Below are 15,984 nucleotides of genomic sequence, written 5' to 3'. Positions count from 1 at the left end.
CTTCAAAAGCCCAGGGAGGCCTGATTTTGTCCACCGCACTGCGCACCCTCATCGGCCACAACCGCCACACACTCAAGATCGACCAGCTCGACACCCACCTCGACGTCCTCACCTTCGAGGGCCATGAGTACCTTAGCCAACCCTACCTCTACCGCATCGAATTCACCGCCAGCGACCTCGACATCGGCGCGGAAAAGTTCATCGGCCAGTACGCCGAGTTCAGCCTGTACGACGCACCGTCCAACGTGCCAGTGTTCGACTGGGAAGTGCCCAGACCGATAATGCCGCTGCGCACGCTGTACGGCCGCATCACCGCCTGCCAGCGCCTGTCCGGCTCAATCGACGAAGCCCGCTACGAAGTCACCCTGCAACCGCGCCTGGCCCTGCTTGATCGCGGCCAGCAAACGCGGATCTATCAGCACCAGTCCGTGCCGGACATCGTCAAAAGCATCCTGCGCGACCGCCACGGTCTGGACACCGGGCACTTTCGCTTCAACCTCAAGCGCGAGTACCCGCAGCGCGAGCAGGTGATGCAGTACCAGGAAAGCGACCTGGCTTTCATCAGCCGGATCCTGGCCGACGTCGGCATCTGGTACCGCTGCATCCAGCACGAAGAGCTCGCCTTCGACGTCGTCGAGTTCTGCGACGACCAGCGCTGCTACCAGTTCGACGTCGAGCTGCCGCTGCGCTCGCCGTCGGGCTTCAGCAACAGCGAGCAGGACAGCGTCTGGGCCCTGCAAACCCGCCACCGGGTGGTGGAACAGCAGGTCAGCGTACGCGCCTATCACCCCGACGACAGCCGCGCCTACCTCGACGGCGAGGTCGACCAGACCCTCGGCGAGCCCGCCACCCACGGCGTGGCCACGACCCGCGGCGTCGCCGACAACACCTACGGCGAGGCCTACCACTACGCCGAATCCTACCGCGTGCTCGGCAAGTCCCACCTGCGCGACGAAGACCTGCAAAGCGAAAGCGGCTTTTTCTATGCGCGCCTGCGCCACGAACGCTACCTCAACAACCAGACCCACCTCAGCGGCACCAGCAGCAGCGCCACCCTGGCCCCGGGCCAGGTCCTGACCGTCAGCGGCGACGCCCCCAAGGCCTTCGCCTCCCGCGTGGTGATCACAAAGATCACCACGCGCGCCGCCCGCGACCGCAGCCTGACCTGCGATTTCGAAGCCATGCCCTACGCCTTGCGCCTGTGCTTTCGCCCACCCTTGCTAGCCAAACCACAAATCGCCGGCACCCTGCCAGCGCGCGTTACCCACCCCCAGAGCAACCCCCTTTACACCGAAATCGACATGCAAGGGCGCTACCGGGTCAAGTTCCTCTTCGACCGCGACACCTGGCCCGCCGGCCGCGAAAGCAAATGGCTGCGCCAGGCCCGCGCCTACGCCGGTGACACCTACGGCCTGCACCTGCCGCTGATCGCCGGCACCGAAGTGGCCATCGCCTTCGAACAGGGCGATCCGGACAAACCCTACATCGCCCATGCCCTGCACGACGACCAGCACCCCGACCTGGTGACCCAGCGCAACGACCACCGCAACGTGCTGCGCACGCCGGCCAATAACAAGTTGCGCCTGGACGACACCCGGGGGCAGGAGCACGTCAAGCTCAGTACCGAGTATGGCGGCAAGAGCCAACTCAACCTTGGGCATCTGGTGGATGGCCAGCGGAGGAAACGTGGGGAAGGGTTTGAACTGAGGACGGATCAGTGGGGGAGTATTCGGGCGGGCAAGGGCCTGTTCATCAGTGCCGATGCACAGGCCAAGGCGCAGGGGCCGGTGCTGAACATGGACGCTGCCGTCGGCCGCCTGCAACAGGCCGGCGAACAGCTGCAAAAGCTGTCGGTCGACGCCCAGGCCGCCAATGCCGAACCGGCGGACGTGGCTGCGCAACTCAACCTGCTGCGCCAGGATTTGGAACAGCTCAAGTCCCAGGTCCTGCTGCTCAGCGCCCCGCAAGGCATCGCCCTCACCAGTGGCCAGCACCTGCAACTGGCGGCCAAGGACAACCTGATGCTCAACGCTAGCGGTGAAGCCGACCTCAGCGTGGTCAAGCGGCTGTTCATTGGCGTCGGCCAAGGCCTGAGCCTGTTCGTGCGCAAGCTGGGGATCAAGCTGATCGCCAATCAGGGGCCGATAAGCGTCCAAGCGCAAAACGACCAGTTGGAACTGATCGCCCGCCATGGCCTGGAGATCACCAGCACCGAGGACGAAATCCACATCACGGCGAAAAAGAAAATCGTCCTCAACGGCGGCGGCAGCTACCTCAGCCTGGATGAGTGTTGCATCGAATCGGGCACAGCGGGCGACCACAAGGTCAAGGCAGCGCACTTCGAATACAGCGGCCCGGCGAGCATGAAGGCCACGCATCCGGATTACCCGCAAAGCCTGTCCCGGCAAGTGATCAACCTGAGCGTGTCGCCAGCCCCGAACACCTCCAGCCAAGGCTGGGCAGGCATGCCTTACACCCTGTACGCCGACGGCGCGGTACTCAAGCAAGGCGTGCTGGACAAGACCGGGCAAGTGTCGATTGACCATCAGGTGGTGACACGAGGCTACCGGTTGGTGATGGCCAACGGCGCGGTCTACCAGATCCCGGTGCCCACCGAATACCGCAACGCCGAGCAGGCGCAACTGGCCAATCGTGGTCTGCGCAACCACCCCTCGCAAACCGATACCGGCGTCAATCAGCCCGCGTCGCACACCGATCATCGCGGGCAGTACGCCACGCACATGGACATCACCGATCAGGAAGGGGAACCCCAATGACTCAATTCGAATGCGTGGTGCCCATCGCACTCCAGCACACCAATCAGGCCACCTGCACGGCGCCCTGGTATGTGTGCAACACCGAATACCACCCGGTGGGAGCCACCTATCAGCCCTTGATCAACGGCGAGGAAGCCTTCAAGGCCGTGCACGAGGCCATCGCCGCGGCGAAAAAGTCTGTCGATATCATCTGCTGGGGCTTTCAGCCGTCGATGTTTTTCATCCGCAAAGGACAGTCACCGAGCATCGGCGAATTGCTCAAGGCCAAGGCCAAAGAAGGCGTCAAGGTTCGGATGTTGGGCTGGGAGATGCCATTTAATCTGGCGGGCATGGGGGGTGAAGCCAACCTGCCCGGCAAAGGCTCGATTCGTATCGCTGATCGAGCGCTGCAGCGCTCCACCGAGGCGCAATACGCCGAAGACCGCGAGTGGTTTGCCCGCTGCGCGGTCGCAGGCAACAAGGCGGCTCAACAGGTCGCCAGTGGCCTGCCAGCGTTCGTCAGCCGTGGTTTCAGTTGGCAAGAAAGGGCAGAAATCTCCCATTGGGTGAAATACGAAAGCCTCGACCCGCACATCAGCACCAAGATGCGGCAAGCCCTGAAGTTCGCACCCTCGCACCACCAGAAGACGGTGCTGGTCGACTACGAACTCCCCGATAGCGCCGTCGGTTTCGTCATGGGCCACAACATGCTCGACGAGTATTGGGACACTGATTCCCATTCGGCGCTGAACCGCGCCGAAGGCAGCAAGCCTGCACCCAACGCCGGCCCGCGAGGCAATACCCCGCGCCAGGACATCTCCAGCCAGGTCAGCGGACCGATCCTGGAACACCTGCACCACAATTTCGCCAGCGCCTGGCTCAAGGAAACCGGTGAAGACCTGCTCGACTTGCGCCAGTCCAAGCAAGTCGGGCTGCAGCTGCAATGCACCCCGGGCGCAACACGGCAGATCGCCCAGATCCTGCGCACCCAGGCCCAGGAAGGCAAACGCGATATCGAGACGCTCTACCTGCAAGCGGCGAACAACGCGACCCAGTTCATCTACATCGAGAACCAGTATTTCCGCTGGCCGCCTCTGGCCGAACTGATCAAGTCGGTCGCCGCCGGCCAGACCCGGGCCGGTCGCGACCCCGGCATCCACGGCCCCCTGCACCTGTTCGTGATCACCAATGCCGGTGACGACAGCGTAGGCGACGGCACCCGCAATACCCAGCGCATGCTCGCCAGCCTGGGCCGGGCCGAGACCATCCCCGAAGTCACCAAGTTACAGCGCATCGAAGAAGTGAAAAAAAACGCCCCGCCCCGGCCACGCCCCGAACCCCGGGACCGCGTGGGGCACCGGGAACTGGCCGAATGGCAGGAGGATCTTGATTGGCACATCAAGCAGATCAAGGACAGCACCATCGAACCGGAGGACATCCCCGGCCTGAAAGTGCACTTGTGCTCGCTGGTCGCCCCCGACTCGCCAGCGGGCAAGAAATGGATGGAGGTGTACATCCACTCCAAGCTGATGATCGTCGACGACGTGTTCACCACTCATGGTTCGGCCAACATCAATACGCGCAGCATGCAGGTGGATAGCGAGCTGAATATTGCCCATGAGTGGGCGAGTGTGACCCAGGCAATGCGACGGCGGTTGTGGGATCTGCATACGGCTGGGAAAGGGGTGCAGGAAGAAGTGGGTGATGCATTCAAAGCTTGGCAGAAAATCATTGATGACAATAAAGATCTTCAAAAAGACAAGGAAAACGGTGTTCCCGAGGCACCTCTCGTCGAGTTTTTTTACGGTAAGGCCAAACTGTGGGACCTCGACTGATGCGCCGTTTTCTCCTGCTCTCCTGCCTGCTGTTGGTCGCTTGCGATAGTCGCAGCGCCTTTACCTACACGAAGAAGGACCCACATGTGAAACCGCTGACTGAAATTAAAGCCAATCTGGCCTTTACTTGCGCCCACGAGAAAATCCCTGAGGCCAGTGCCGAGTCCGACGTGCTGTTCCAGTACGCCCGCTGGTTGCAAAAGAATAACCAGCTCAAGCAGGACAAAAGTGTCGATGTCGAAATCGAACGGCTGTATCGCATTGCCGCCGAAAACGGTCATTACAAGGCCAATATCAATCTGCAGAATGGCGCCATGCGCGGCCGTTTCCAGCTCCGAGGCGATGAGCATTTACGTCTGAGTCAGCAATTGATTGATGCCGGTGTGGCAACGGGGTACTTCTTTGTCGGGATTTTCCTGCAGCAAGGCTCGGCAGGCCTTAAACAAGATCCGGAAATGGCCTTGCGGTACTACCGCAAGGCTGCCGATCAAGGCAGTGCCGAAGCGCAATACTATGTGGGTGACAAGCTGGCATCGAGTGACATTGCTCCGGATATCGCTAGGCAGATGCGTCGTTGTGCCGCCGAACAGAAGCATGGCAGGGCAGCTGTCGCACTAGCTGTCAATCTTAAGAACAAGGGGATTTACCAAGAGGCAGTTGAGGTACTCCAGATGGGTGTTGCCGGAGGGGATGAACATGCTGCTGGTCGCTTGGACGATGCATTTCGCGGCCCCCCTAAGACCAACAAACTGGACTACCTCGGTCAATCGGAAGACCTTGAACGCGCCGACCGCTACAAAAAAATCTGGAAAATCCTAGCCGGTTATTCCTACGCCAACCCCAAAGTCCCCGAAATCAACGAAATCGTCCCGCTACCCCCAGCCAAGCTCCCAGCCTGGGACGGCAAGCTGCAATGGCTCGAAGCCCGCCTGGCGAATGTCCCGCCGGAAAAACCCAGCCCGGCGCTGATCAAGAAGCTCGTCGAGGCCAAGGTCCTCGACCCCGCCACCGGCCGACCCATTCCGGGGTCGCCGGCGTTCAGCGATACCAACTTCCTCGGGCCGACCTGTTTGAGTGGCAACCCCTGCCCGCAAACCGGTTACTGGAAGTTCCACTGGTCCGGCCGAGGGCATTATTTGTTGATGCAACGAAACGACGCTCGCCATTTCGAACGAGGCGAGATCATGCCGACGGCGCTGGTCAGTTTCTATCGCCCACGCATTTGGCCACTCTCTGACAAGTACACCGAGAGACAGTATGAGGTGAACTGGGGCCTGCTCGGATGAGCCGTCGTCTTGCCATGACGCTACTGAGCTCGGTACTGCTTGGCGCTTGCACCCTTGACGCCCGCGTGACGAAAGCCACCATGGACCCGCTTACCGGGATCAAAGCCGATCTGGCCTTCACCTGCGCCCATGAGCAGATTCCGGAGGCCAGTGCCGACGCCGACGTGCTATTCCAGTACGCACGTTGGTTGCAAAAGAATAACCAGCTCAAGCAGGACAAGACTGTCGATGTCGAAATCGAGCGGTTGTATCGCATTGCCGCCGAGAACGGCCACTACAAGGCCAATATCAACTTGCAAAACGGCGCCATGCGCGGCCGCTTCCAGCTACGTGGTGATGAGCACTTGCGGCTGAGCCAGCAACTGATCGATGCAGGGGTGGCCACAGGGTATTTTTTTGTTGGCATCTTCCTGCAACAAGGCTCGGCGGGCCTTAAACAAGATCCGGAAATGGCCTTGCGGTACTACCGCAAGGCTGCCGACCAAGGAAGTGCCGAAGCGCAATACTATGTGGGTGACAAGCTGGCACCGAGTGACATTGCTCCAGACGTTGCCCGTCAGATGCGCCGTTGTGCTGCTGAGCAAGGGCATGGTAAAGCGGCTGACATGTTGTCGCTCTATCTCAGAGATGAACAAAAATATAGTGAAGCAATCGAAGTCTTGCAGATGGGTGTTGCCGGCGGCTCAAGCAATGCGGCTTCCCGCTTGTCTAAAGGTTTTCTTAACCCATCTCCCTCAGATGAGTTGTATTACCTCGACCAACAGGAAGACCTCGAACGCGCCGACCGCTACAAAAAAATCTCGAAACTGCTCTATGGCTACTCCTACGCTAACCCCAAAGTCCCCGAAATCAACGAAATTCTCCCCCTACCACCGGCCAAGCTCCCAGCCTGGGACGGCAAGCTGCAATGGCTCGAAGCCCGCCTGGCGAATGTCCCGCCGGAAAAACCCAGCCCGGCGCTGATCAAGAAGCTCGTCGAGGCCAAGGTCCTCGACCCCGCCACCGGCCGACCCATTCCGGGGTCGCCGGCGTTCAGCGATACCAACTTCCTCGGGCTGACCTGTTTGAGTGGCAACCCCTGCCCGCAAACCGGTTACTGGAAGTTCCACTGGTCCGGCCGAGGGCATTATTTGTTGATGCAACGAAACGACGCTCGCCATTTCGAACGAGGCGAGATCATGCCAACGGCGCTGGTCAGTTTCTATCGCCCACGCATTTGGCCGCTCTCTGACAAGTACACCGAGAGACAGTATGAGGTGAGCTGGGGCCTGCTCGGATGAGCCGTCGTCTTGCCATGACGCTACTGAGCTCGGTGCTGCTTGGCGCTTGCACCCTTGACGCCCGCGTGACGAAAGCCACCATGGACCCGCTTACCGGGATCAAAGCTGATCTGGCCTTCACCTGCGCCCATGAGCAGATTCCTGAGTCCAGTGCCGACGCCGACGTGCTGTTCCAGTACGCCCGCTGGTTGCAGAAAAACAACCAGCTCAAGCAGGGCAAGACTGTTGATGTCGAAATCGAGCGGTTGTATCGCATTGCCGCCGAGAACGGCCACTATAAGGCCAATATCAACTTGCAAAACGGCGCCATGCGCGGCCGTTTCCAGCTGCGTGGCGAAGAGCATCTTCGCCTGAGTCAGCAATTGATCGACGCGGGTGTTGCCACGGGCTACTACTTCGTGGGGATTTTTTTGCAGCAAGGCTCGGCAGGGTTGAAGCAGGACCCGGAAATGGCCTTGCGTTATTACCGCAAGTCCGCCGACCACGGCAGCGCATTAGCGCAAGCCTACGTGGGTGATAAGCTGGCACCGATACATTTTGCTCCGGATGTTGCCCGACAGATGCGTCATTGCGCGGCTCAGCAAGGTAATGGCGAGGCTGCTAGAGCTCTTGGAGTTAATTTATCGACAAATGGACGTTATCAAGAGGCACTCGAAGCATTCCAACTCGGAGTTGCTGCGGGTGATGAATCTTCTGCTTCCTTCTTGGAAAATGGCTTCCGCGGCCCAAAACCAGATGACCGGTTGTACTATCTCGGCCAACAGGAAGACCTCGAACGCGCCGAACGTTATGAAAAAATCTGGCGAGTGCTCGCTAACGCTTCTTACGCCAAGCCCACAGTCCCCGAAATCAACGAAATTGTCCCCCTCCCGCCGGCCAAACTCCCAGCCTGGGACGGCAAGCTCCAATGGCTCGAAGCCCGCCAGGCCAATGTCCCACCAGAAAAACCCAGCCCGGCGCTGATCCACCAACTGGCCAAGGCCAAACTCCTCGACCCCGCCTCCGGCCGACCGCTGCCGGACTCTCCCGATTTCATCCGCGCACCTTTCCCCAGGTTGACTTGCAACAGTGGCCAAGCCTGCCCGCAGACTGGCTATTGGAAAGCCGAGGGCATCGTCGACAAGATCCGACGTTTCGAAAAAGACGAAATCATGCCGACCCTGAATGTCCAGCGCAGCCATAGCCGCTTCCTGCTCGCCGACCGGGTCACCATCGCCGAAGAAAACATTAGATGGAGTCTGTTCGGTGAGTCCTGAGATTTCCTGATCTGTTTTTTGCTGCGCGCTGGCCGGTTGTTGCGCCAGCAACGCAGAAAGCTAAACCACCGCCAATTCCGGCAACTGCAAGGAGCAGCACAATGACCAAACTTAAAGCAGGCAAAATAAACGTAGAGTTTGAGGCAGTCCCACAAGGAGCTGAAACGGCAGCAGGCGATAGCTATGTTCAGGTAGACCGCGAAGGTAACTTCGTTGGCGCCCAGGTTTCTGGCGGCGTGGTGGAAAAGGTAGAGGGCGGCGTGAAAGTCACTCGCCCGGACGGGGCAATAGTGTTCCTGCATGACGCGGGAAATATCACGATCGAGAATATGATCCCCAAATCGGTAGGGGTCGAGGATCTATTCGAGATTGAATCCTTCGCGATGCGAACCGTGGATCAGTTGCGTATTTATCGCGTGGAGTATTTTGGCGGGGGGTATGTCGAGGTGACGTATTCACAGGAGGGTCAGGTGATAGGCCTCACCGGTCACAATATCAAGCAGTCCATCAGCAAGGACAATGAGATTCTGGTTCGCCAAGGTGATTCGGCCAGCGGTCAGGTGCATTGATGCCCTGTAGGAGCGAGCTTGCTCGCGATGCACTCAAGGACGCCGCGTGCAGTCAGAATGCCCGCGTTATCGTTGACCACCATCGTCGGAACGCCGCCCGGAGCAAGCTCGCTCCTACAGGGGGCTGTTTGCGTAACGCTCGTTAATTCAGTGCGCTCTCCAGCATCTCAATCAACTGTTCTGGCCAGACCGTTTCGCTGGTCGTTAACAGATCTTCCACCGACCACCACTTATGGTCAGCCATTACCCGAACTTCGTGAGCCGTCCACCCCTCACGGGACAGGCGTTCACTCTCGGTATGAACCACAAAATACCGTTCAACCGACAACACCGTTTCACCGCTTGGCAGCATCATCGGAAAACTGCGCTCTGCAACGCTGGCTCCCACGGCAGCGACGTTCAGCCCGGTTTCTTCAAACAGTTCACGAACCGCCGCCGCCTCAAAGGATTCACCCGGCTCAAGCCCGCCGCCGGGTGTCGCCCAGTGGCTTTGGCCGTCGAGGGCATCGCCTTTGTGCCGGAAGTGAAACAGCAGAACCTGTTGCGAGGGATTGATCACCAGCAGTCTGGCGGAATGGCGTTGGCGCATTTTTTTCTTTCCATAGAGTGCCGCGAACCGCAGCTTTCACTGCGGCTCGCGACGGTAAAGCTCATGTCGGCGTTATTACACCAAAAGGGTTAAGCCACCACCCGATAACACGGCACATACGCCGCGCCGCCCGGCAGTTTCATGCGGTGCTGGGCGACGAAGGCTTTGAGCAGCAGGTCCAGCGGTTGCATGATCGCCGCGTCGCCACGGATCTGGTAGGGCCCGTGCTCTTCGATCAAACGGATGCCCTTGTCCTTGACGTTGCCGGCGACGATGCCGGAGAACGCGCGGCGCAGGTTGGCCGCCAGTTCGTGGGAGGGCAGGTCGAGGCTCAGTTTCAGGTTGGCCATGTTTTCGTGGGTCGGGTCGAACGGGCGCTGGAAGCCTTCGTCGATTTTCAGCAGCCAGTTGAAGTGGAACGCGTCGTTGCGCTCGCGGCGGAACTGCTTGACCGCCTTGAGGCCCAGGGTCATCTGGCGCGCCACTTCGGCCGGGTCATCGATGATGATCTGGTAGTGCTGCTTGGCGGCGTCGCCCAGGGTGGCGCCGACGAACGCGTCCAGTTGCTCCAGGTACGGCGCGGCATGTTTGGGCCCGGTGAGGACGACCGGGAAGGGCAGGCCTGCATTGTCCGGGTGCATCAGGATGCCCAGCAGGTACAGGAACTCTTCGGCCGTACCGGCGCCGCCCGGGAAGATGATGATGCCATGGCCGACGCGGACGAAGGCTTCCAGGCGTTTTTCGATGTCCGGCAGGATCACCAGTTCGTTGACGATCGGGTTCGGCGCTTCGGCGGCGATGATGCCGGGTTCGGTCAGGCCCAGGTAGCGGCCGCCGTGGATGCGTTGCTTGGCGTGGGCGATGGTCGCGCCTTTCATCGGGCCTTTCATCACGCCGGGGCCGCAACCGGTGCAGATGTCCAGGCTGCGCAGGCCCAGTTCGTGGCCGACTTTCTTGGTGTATTTGTATTCTTCGGTGTTGATCGAGTGCCCACCCCAGCACACCACGATCTTCGGCTCGACGCCTGGGCGCAGGGTGCGGGCGTTGCGCAGCAGGTGGAAGACGTAGTCGCTGATGCCCTGGGAGTTGCTCAGGTCGATGCGCTGGCTGTCGAGTTCGTTTTCGGTGTAGACGATGTCACGCAGGGCGCTGAACAGCATTTCCCGGGTGCTGGCGATCATTTCGCCGTCGACGAAGGCGTCGGCCGGGGCGTTCAGCAGTTCCAGGCGTACGCCGCGGTCCTGCTGGTGAATGCGGATCTCGAAATCCTTGTAGGCTTCCAGAATGGTCTTGGCGTTGTCGACATGGGCGCCGGTGTTGAGGATGGCCAGGGCGCACTGGCGGAAGAGGGTGTAGGTGCTGCCGGAACCGGCTTCGCTCAATTGCTGGACTTCCCGCTGCGAGAGCGTTTCCAGGCTGCCTTTGGGACTGACGGAGGCGTTGATAACTTGGCGTTGGGTCATTCAATGATCCTTAAAACGATGTCATTCACACAGCAACTACGAATGGCATCCGAATAATGTGTATTCATGAAAGAAGATGGCACGAACTGCGCGGTCTCGCCATGTCCCCCGCTTGACGATGAAAAGATGAAAAGATCAAAAGGAGCCCCAGCATAGCTAAATCCCCCGCAGAGGGGATAATGGCCCGCTGTCTTTTTGCCTCAGACGCCTTTTTACCCTTTCAGCTCAGGAAACCCGACGCAATGTTCGAAATCCAGCCGATGAACGCTGACACCTACCGGCAACAGACGCGGCGCAGCACGGTCATCATTGCCCTGATCTTCCTGGCGCTGGCGATGCTGCTGTCCACGGCGGCGGTGGCGCTGTTCGGCACGCCGGCGGGCGACAATCTGCGCTTCAACGTCGGTGGCGTGTTTGTTGCCGTGCTGGCGATGGCGGCGCTGATGCGCAAGGTGTTCTGGCGCCAGGCGTGGATGGCGCCTGCGGTCTACAGTTGGCAACTCAAGCGCAGCCTGATGAGCATCACCAATGTCATGCATCATGTAACGGCCGCCGTGGAACGCGGTGATCCGGTTGCGATGAAGCTGTTGCGTTTCTACCATTTGGGCTTGAACCAGATGCATCAACTCGATGGCAACTCCAGTGACCATGGCCAGTTGATCCGCGAAATGGACCAGCACAAGGAACGCATGCAAGCGCAGGGTATCGAAATCGAACAGACACGGCTGGATCCCGCGTGGCTGGAGGCGGTTAAACAGGCGTCGCGCTAACATCATGGCGAGCCCGGCTCGGGCATGAGTGAGCAAAAACGGCGATCAGGAAGGCTCGTCCGTCATCGACACACAGGGAGCACCATGGGACATCCATTGATCAACGATCAAATTGAAATGCGTCGGTCAGCCGTGCCAAGGCTCAAGGTCCGCTCGGCGGTGACCTTGCTGATGGCGGTGTGCCTGTCGATGGTGGCTATCGTGATCTGGGAAGCCTGGAGCTCACGCCAGTACCGCCTGCATGACAAGGAAGTGGTGATGTCCAATCTGGCGCAGACCCTGGCTTCGCAAGCGCAGGCAACGATCAAGCAGGCCGATACGCTGCTGTTCACGTTGGTCGATCGTCTGGAACACGACGGCGCGGATCAACCCCGGCTGCCGGCGTTGCTCAATGCCCAGCGCAGTGAGTTGAGCCAGCTCCATGGCGTGTTCGTTTTCGACGAAAAAGGGCAGTGGCTCGCCAATTCCAATGGCGCCGGCCAAACCGGCGTCAACAATTCCGACCGCGAATACTTCATCTTCCATCGCGACAACCCCAGCCGAGGGCCGCACATCGGGCCGTCGATCAAGAGCCGGTCGAGCGGCGAGTGGATCCTGACGGTTTCGCGTCGGCTCAATCATCCCGACGGCAGTTTTGCCGGCGTGGCGCTGGCGACGATTTACCTCACTCATTTCCTGCAGCTCTACGACAGCATCGACATGGGCAGCAACGGCGTGATCACCCTGATTGCCGACAACGCCAGCATTGTCATTCGCCGACCCTTCAAGGAGGCGGATATCGGCAGCAGTCTCGCCAAGAGCCCGTTGTTCACCCAGTTGTTGCCCAAGGGCGATGCGGGCACGGCCACGATCACGTCGGTCGTCGACGGTGTCGAGCGGGTGACGGGGTACCGCCGGGTCGAGGGTTATCCGCTGATCGTGTTTGCCGCGCTGAACAAGAATGAAGTGCTGGCCAGTTGGCGCAAGGAAACGCTGCTCAGCGCCGGCATCGTCACGCTGTTGCTCAGTGTTCTCGGGGTACTGGGGTTCCGGCTGATCAAGCTGATGAAGCAGCAGAATCTGGTGCAGGTCGAGTTGCTGGACACCCGGGACAAGCTCCTGGAGGTCAATCGCAACCTCGAAGGCCTGGCCCTCAAGGATGCGCTGACGGGGCTGGCCAACCGGCGTCAGCTCGACGCGTTCATCGATGCCGAAATGGGCCGTGCCCAGCGCAGCCAGAGCGAGCTGGCGCTGTTGATGATCGATGTCGATCATTTCAAACCGTTCAATGACCGCTACGGCCACCTGGCCGGTGATGAGTGTTTGCGCAAGGTCGGTGCGATCATCACCGACAACATCAAGCGCCCCGGTGACCTGGCCGCCCGTTATGGCGGCGAGGAGTTTGCGGTGGTGCTGCCCGGCACCGACTACGTCGGGGCATTTCTGGTGGCGGAGAAAATCCGTCGCGCGGTGCTGCAGGCCGATATTGCCCACAGCGACAGCCCGGAAGGCGCCGTCACCGTCAGCGTTGGTGTGTGTGCCAGCAATGGTGCGTCCCAGGTTCGCTCCGAAGACCTGATCGGTGCGGCGGACAAGGCGCTGTACGTGGCCAAGGCCAGTGGGCGCAATATGAGTGTGATTGCCAACTGAGGCTCAGGCGTCAGGCAAACCGGTCCGTTCCCTGAACCAGTCGGGTCGCCAGGCCTGGTTTTTCAAGCTGCTCCAGCCACCAGCCGAGGGCGCGACCGTCATGGTCGCCACGCCAGCCGGCGTAGAGGATGTTCGGTTCGCGCGGGTCGGCCATCGGCTTTTCAACCAGCGTGCCGTTTTTCAGCAGTGAGCCAACCCGGTGCCGCGGCAGCCAACCCACCCCCAGCGCATGGCACTGGGCGAGGATTTTCGCGGCCATGGTCGGCACGGCCAGCACCGCTTGCCCACCGGTGACGCCGTAGGTGCTGCCCTCGGTGACTCTGGACGAATCGGCCACCACCACGGCCCGGTGCTGCGCGACCATGGCCCGGGTAATCGGGCTTTTGGCCTTGGCCAGCGGGTGCCTGGGTGACACCGCAAACACCCATTCCATTTCCCCCAGTTGCATCCAGCGCAAGGACGGAATCGCCGCAGGCTCATTGGTGGCGCCGATGATCAGGTCCGCGCGGCCTTCGCGCAGCGCTTCCCAGACCCCTTTGAGCACTTCCTGGGTGATGCGCAGCGGGACGCCGGATTGCAGCGCATCGAATTCGTCGATCACCGGGATCAGGGTTTCGAACTCCAGCAGCTCGTCGGTGACAATCCACAGGCGGCTCTCCCAGCCATTGGCCACTTGCCGGACCCGTTGGGTCAGGCGCGAGACGTCCTGCATCAGCCGCGCCGCTTCGTTGACCAGCAACTCACCCGCCGGGGTCAGTTGCAAACGGTAGCGGCGGCGGTCGAACAGCAACGCATCGAAGCGTTCCTCCAGCTGCCGCGCCGCATAGGACACGGTCGACGGCGCCTTGCCCAGATGCGCCGCCGCCCGCGACAGGCTACCGGTTTCGCGGATGGCCTCGAGTAGCGCCAGGTCTTCGGTCGACAGCATGTGCAAAATCCTCAAACGAACATCACACCCTGTAGGAGCCGGCTTGCCGGCGAAGGGGCCCGCGAGTGCGATGCATGGCTCAAGGCCGATCGCTGGCAAGCCAGCTCCTACAGAGGCAGGGTGGGTGACTCAGGAGGTACGGATCAATCGAAGATAGACCATCAGGTTGATCACCAATACCACGCTGCCCAAACCCAGTTGAATGGTCGGCGTCAGGCCCGCCGGGTAAATCACCGGCCAAATGTAATGCTCGATGAACCCACCGCCATAGCCGGTTTGCCCGGCCCCCTGGCGCATGCGGTTTTCCCAGTCGGTCAGCGGGCAGGGCAGGTGGAAGAACTCCACCGCCATCCCCCACAGCGCAGCAGGCGGATGCCACCAGATCAGGTGGCGCCATTTGAGCACCAGCAGCCCGCCGAACACGACAAACACAATGAACGACAGGTGAAACAGCATCAGCCCGTCGGCGGCGATTCGGTACAGCATGTCGGTGCCCCTGAAGGCTGATCGAATCGCTCCATGGTACTCGGGCCGCGGGCCGACGCTCTATCGATTGTCGCGGCCCAATGCGTTGAGCACACCCTTCAAACGCTCGGTCATCGACTCACTGCTGCGTTGCATCGGTGCGCGCAGTTCGTCACCGATCAAGCCTTGCAGGGCCAGCGCGGTTTTTACCGGGGCCGGGTTGGGCTCCAGGAACAGGCTGTTGATCAGTGGCAGCAAACGGAAAAACGTGGCGCGACCTTCAGCCAATTGGTTGTCGCGGATCTGCCGGTGCAACTGCACGAACAGTTCCGGATGGACATGCGCCGACGCGGCAATCGCGCCTTTGGCGCCCAGGCACAGGGTATTGAAGATCTGGTTGTCTTCGCCGCACAGCACGTCGACGTGGCCGCTATCGAGCAAGGCGAGGGTGTTGGAAAAGCTACCACCGCAATCCTTGATCGCGACGATCCGCTCGTGGGCGACGATGTTGAGCAGGGTCACCTGTTCGAAGGCCACGCCGGTACGGTAGGGGATGTCGTAGAGTATCAGTGGCACGCTGGAGGCATCGGCGACCGTGCGGAAAAACGCTTCGAGGCCGGCCTGGGACGGGCGGATGTAATACGGCGCCGGCACCAGCAGGCCCGCCACCGGGCGCTTGAGGATCTCGCTCTGGAACTGCAACAACTCGGTCAGGTTGTTGCTGGCCAGGCCCATGACCACCCGTTGCGCCGGCACCAGCTCCAGCACTGCATCAAGCACGGCCAGTTGCTCATGCTTGCCCATCGCCGCGGGTTCGCCGGTGGTGCCGCAAACGACGAGGCCGTCGACACCTTTTTCCAACAGATGGCTGACCAGCCGGCGCAAGCCGACGAAATCGATGGCGCCGTTGTGGAAGGGTGTGACCAATGGAACCCAGATACCCTGAAACGCTGACATGCTTTTTTCTCCTGATGGTTGACCGATTTCGTCACCGTCAGGGGCATGGAAGGAGAGTAAGCAAGGGGAGTGTGGTCCGTCGCGCTCAATGTCCTGTCAGCTCATCTGACGGGACAGCGCGCCCCGGTCACATGAGCGACTGTTTCTTCGATTTGAGGGCGTGCGCAACGCAACCTTGCGCCTTGGCAATCAAGCCAATGA

13 protein-coding genes are annotated in these 15,984 nt (G+C 60.6%); 8 read left to right on the top strand and 5 right to left on the bottom strand.

The window, feature by feature from the left end; translation table 11 throughout:
* Positions 1 to 26 precede the first annotated feature (26 nt).
* The 6 genes from AB7M25_RS19360 (at position 27) to AB7M25_RS19335 (ending at position 8,982) form a co-directional block, all read left to right on the top strand.
* Positions 27 to 2,777 (top strand): type VI secretion system Vgr family protein, encoded by a 2,751-nt coding sequence (locus AB7M25_RS19360; protein WP_454237857.1) that lies wholly within the window; start codon positions 27 to 29, stop codon positions 2,775 to 2,777.
* Positions 2,774 to 4,591 carry a phospholipase D-like domain-containing protein gene (locus AB7M25_RS19355; protein ID WP_429519530.1) on the top strand — a complete coding sequence of 606 codons (1,818 nt, stop codon included), beginning with the start codon at positions 2,774 to 2,776 and terminating at the stop codon, positions 4,589 to 4,591. The genes AB7M25_RS19360 and AB7M25_RS19355 overlap by 4 nt, the downstream gene beginning before the upstream one ends.
* Positions 4,591 to 5,877 carry an SEL1-like repeat protein gene (locus AB7M25_RS19350; protein ID WP_429519529.1) on the top strand — a complete coding sequence of 429 codons (1,287 nt, stop codon included), beginning with the start codon at positions 4,591 to 4,593 and terminating at the stop codon, positions 5,875 to 5,877. Before AB7M25_RS19355 ends, AB7M25_RS19350 begins: the two co-directional genes overlap by 1 nt.
* On the top strand, positions 5,874 to 7,157 hold the full coding sequence (locus AB7M25_RS19345) for an SEL1-like repeat protein (protein WP_429561654.1): 1,284 nt from the start codon (positions 5,874 to 5,876) through the stop codon (positions 7,155 to 7,157). Before AB7M25_RS19350 ends, AB7M25_RS19345 begins: the two co-directional genes overlap by 4 nt.
* Positions 7,154 to 8,413 (top strand): SEL1-like repeat protein, encoded by a 1,260-nt coding sequence (locus tag AB7M25_RS19340; RefSeq protein WP_429519526.1) that lies wholly within the window; start codon positions 7,154 to 7,156, stop codon positions 8,411 to 8,413. The genes AB7M25_RS19345 and AB7M25_RS19340 overlap by 4 nt, the downstream gene beginning before the upstream one ends.
* Before the next feature lie 101 nt (positions 8,414 to 8,514).
* Positions 8,515 to 8,982 carry a hypothetical protein gene (locus tag AB7M25_RS19335; RefSeq protein ID WP_429519525.1) on the top strand — a complete coding sequence of 156 codons (468 nt, stop codon included), beginning with the start codon at positions 8,515 to 8,517 and terminating at the stop codon, positions 8,980 to 8,982.
* 142 nt (positions 8,983 to 9,124) lie between these two features.
* On the opposite strand, the gene AB7M25_RS19330 is transcribed toward AB7M25_RS19335, so the two are convergent.
* Both AB7M25_RS19330 and ppnN read right to left on the bottom strand, forming a co-directional pair.
* Positions 9,125 to 9,571: an NUDIX hydrolase gene (locus AB7M25_RS19330; RefSeq protein ID WP_454237856.1), complete on the bottom strand. Its 447-nt coding sequence runs from the start codon at positions 9,569 to 9,571 to the stop codon at positions 9,125 to 9,127.
* Positions 9,572 to 9,660: 89 nt separating this feature from the next.
* Positions 9,661 to 11,034 (bottom strand): nucleotide 5'-monophosphate nucleosidase PpnN, encoded by a 1,374-nt coding sequence (gene ppnN / locus AB7M25_RS19325; protein ID WP_428604108.1) that lies wholly within the window; start codon positions 11,032 to 11,034, stop codon positions 9,661 to 9,663.
* Between the two features lie 242 nt (positions 11,035 to 11,276).
* On the opposite strand from ppnN, the gene AB7M25_RS19320 reads away from it, so the two are divergent.
* Both AB7M25_RS19320 and AB7M25_RS19315 read left to right on the top strand, forming a co-directional pair.
* Complete coding sequence (locus AB7M25_RS19320) at positions 11,277 to 11,804, top strand: DUF3087 domain-containing protein (RefSeq protein WP_429519522.1); 528 nt, start codon at positions 11,277 to 11,279, stop codon at positions 11,802 to 11,804.
* An 84-nt stretch (positions 11,805 to 11,888) separates the two neighbouring features.
* Complete coding sequence (locus AB7M25_RS19315; protein WP_429519521.1) at positions 11,889 to 13,433, top strand: sensor domain-containing diguanylate cyclase; 1,545 nt, start codon at positions 11,889 to 11,891, stop codon at positions 13,431 to 13,433.
* Between the two features lie 10 nt (positions 13,434 to 13,443).
* Here the strand turns inward: AB7M25_RS19315 and AB7M25_RS19310 are convergent, their stop codons facing one another.
* The 3 genes from AB7M25_RS19310 to dapA form a co-directional block, all read right to left on the bottom strand.
* Positions 13,444 to 14,361, bottom strand: coding sequence for a LysR family transcriptional regulator (locus AB7M25_RS19310; protein WP_454237855.1), 918 nt, complete (start codon positions 14,359 to 14,361; stop codon positions 13,444 to 13,446).
* 129 nt (positions 14,362 to 14,490) lie between these two features.
* Positions 14,491 to 14,847 (bottom strand): DUF2784 domain-containing protein, encoded by a 357-nt coding sequence (locus AB7M25_RS19305; RefSeq protein WP_429388738.1) that lies wholly within the window; start codon positions 14,845 to 14,847, stop codon positions 14,491 to 14,493.
* A gap of 60 nt (positions 14,848 to 14,907) precedes the next feature.
* Positions 14,908 to 15,783 carry a 4-hydroxy-tetrahydrodipicolinate synthase gene (gene dapA / locus AB7M25_RS19300; RefSeq protein ID WP_429388736.1) on the bottom strand — a complete coding sequence of 292 codons (876 nt, stop codon included), beginning with the start codon at positions 15,781 to 15,783 and terminating at the stop codon, positions 14,908 to 14,910.
* Positions 15,784 to 15,984 lie beyond the last annotated feature (201 nt).

It is taken from the genome of Pseudomonas sp. AP3_22 TE3818 (assembly GCF_053628995.1).
This window is presented reverse-complemented; position numbering and strand designations above follow the sequence as displayed.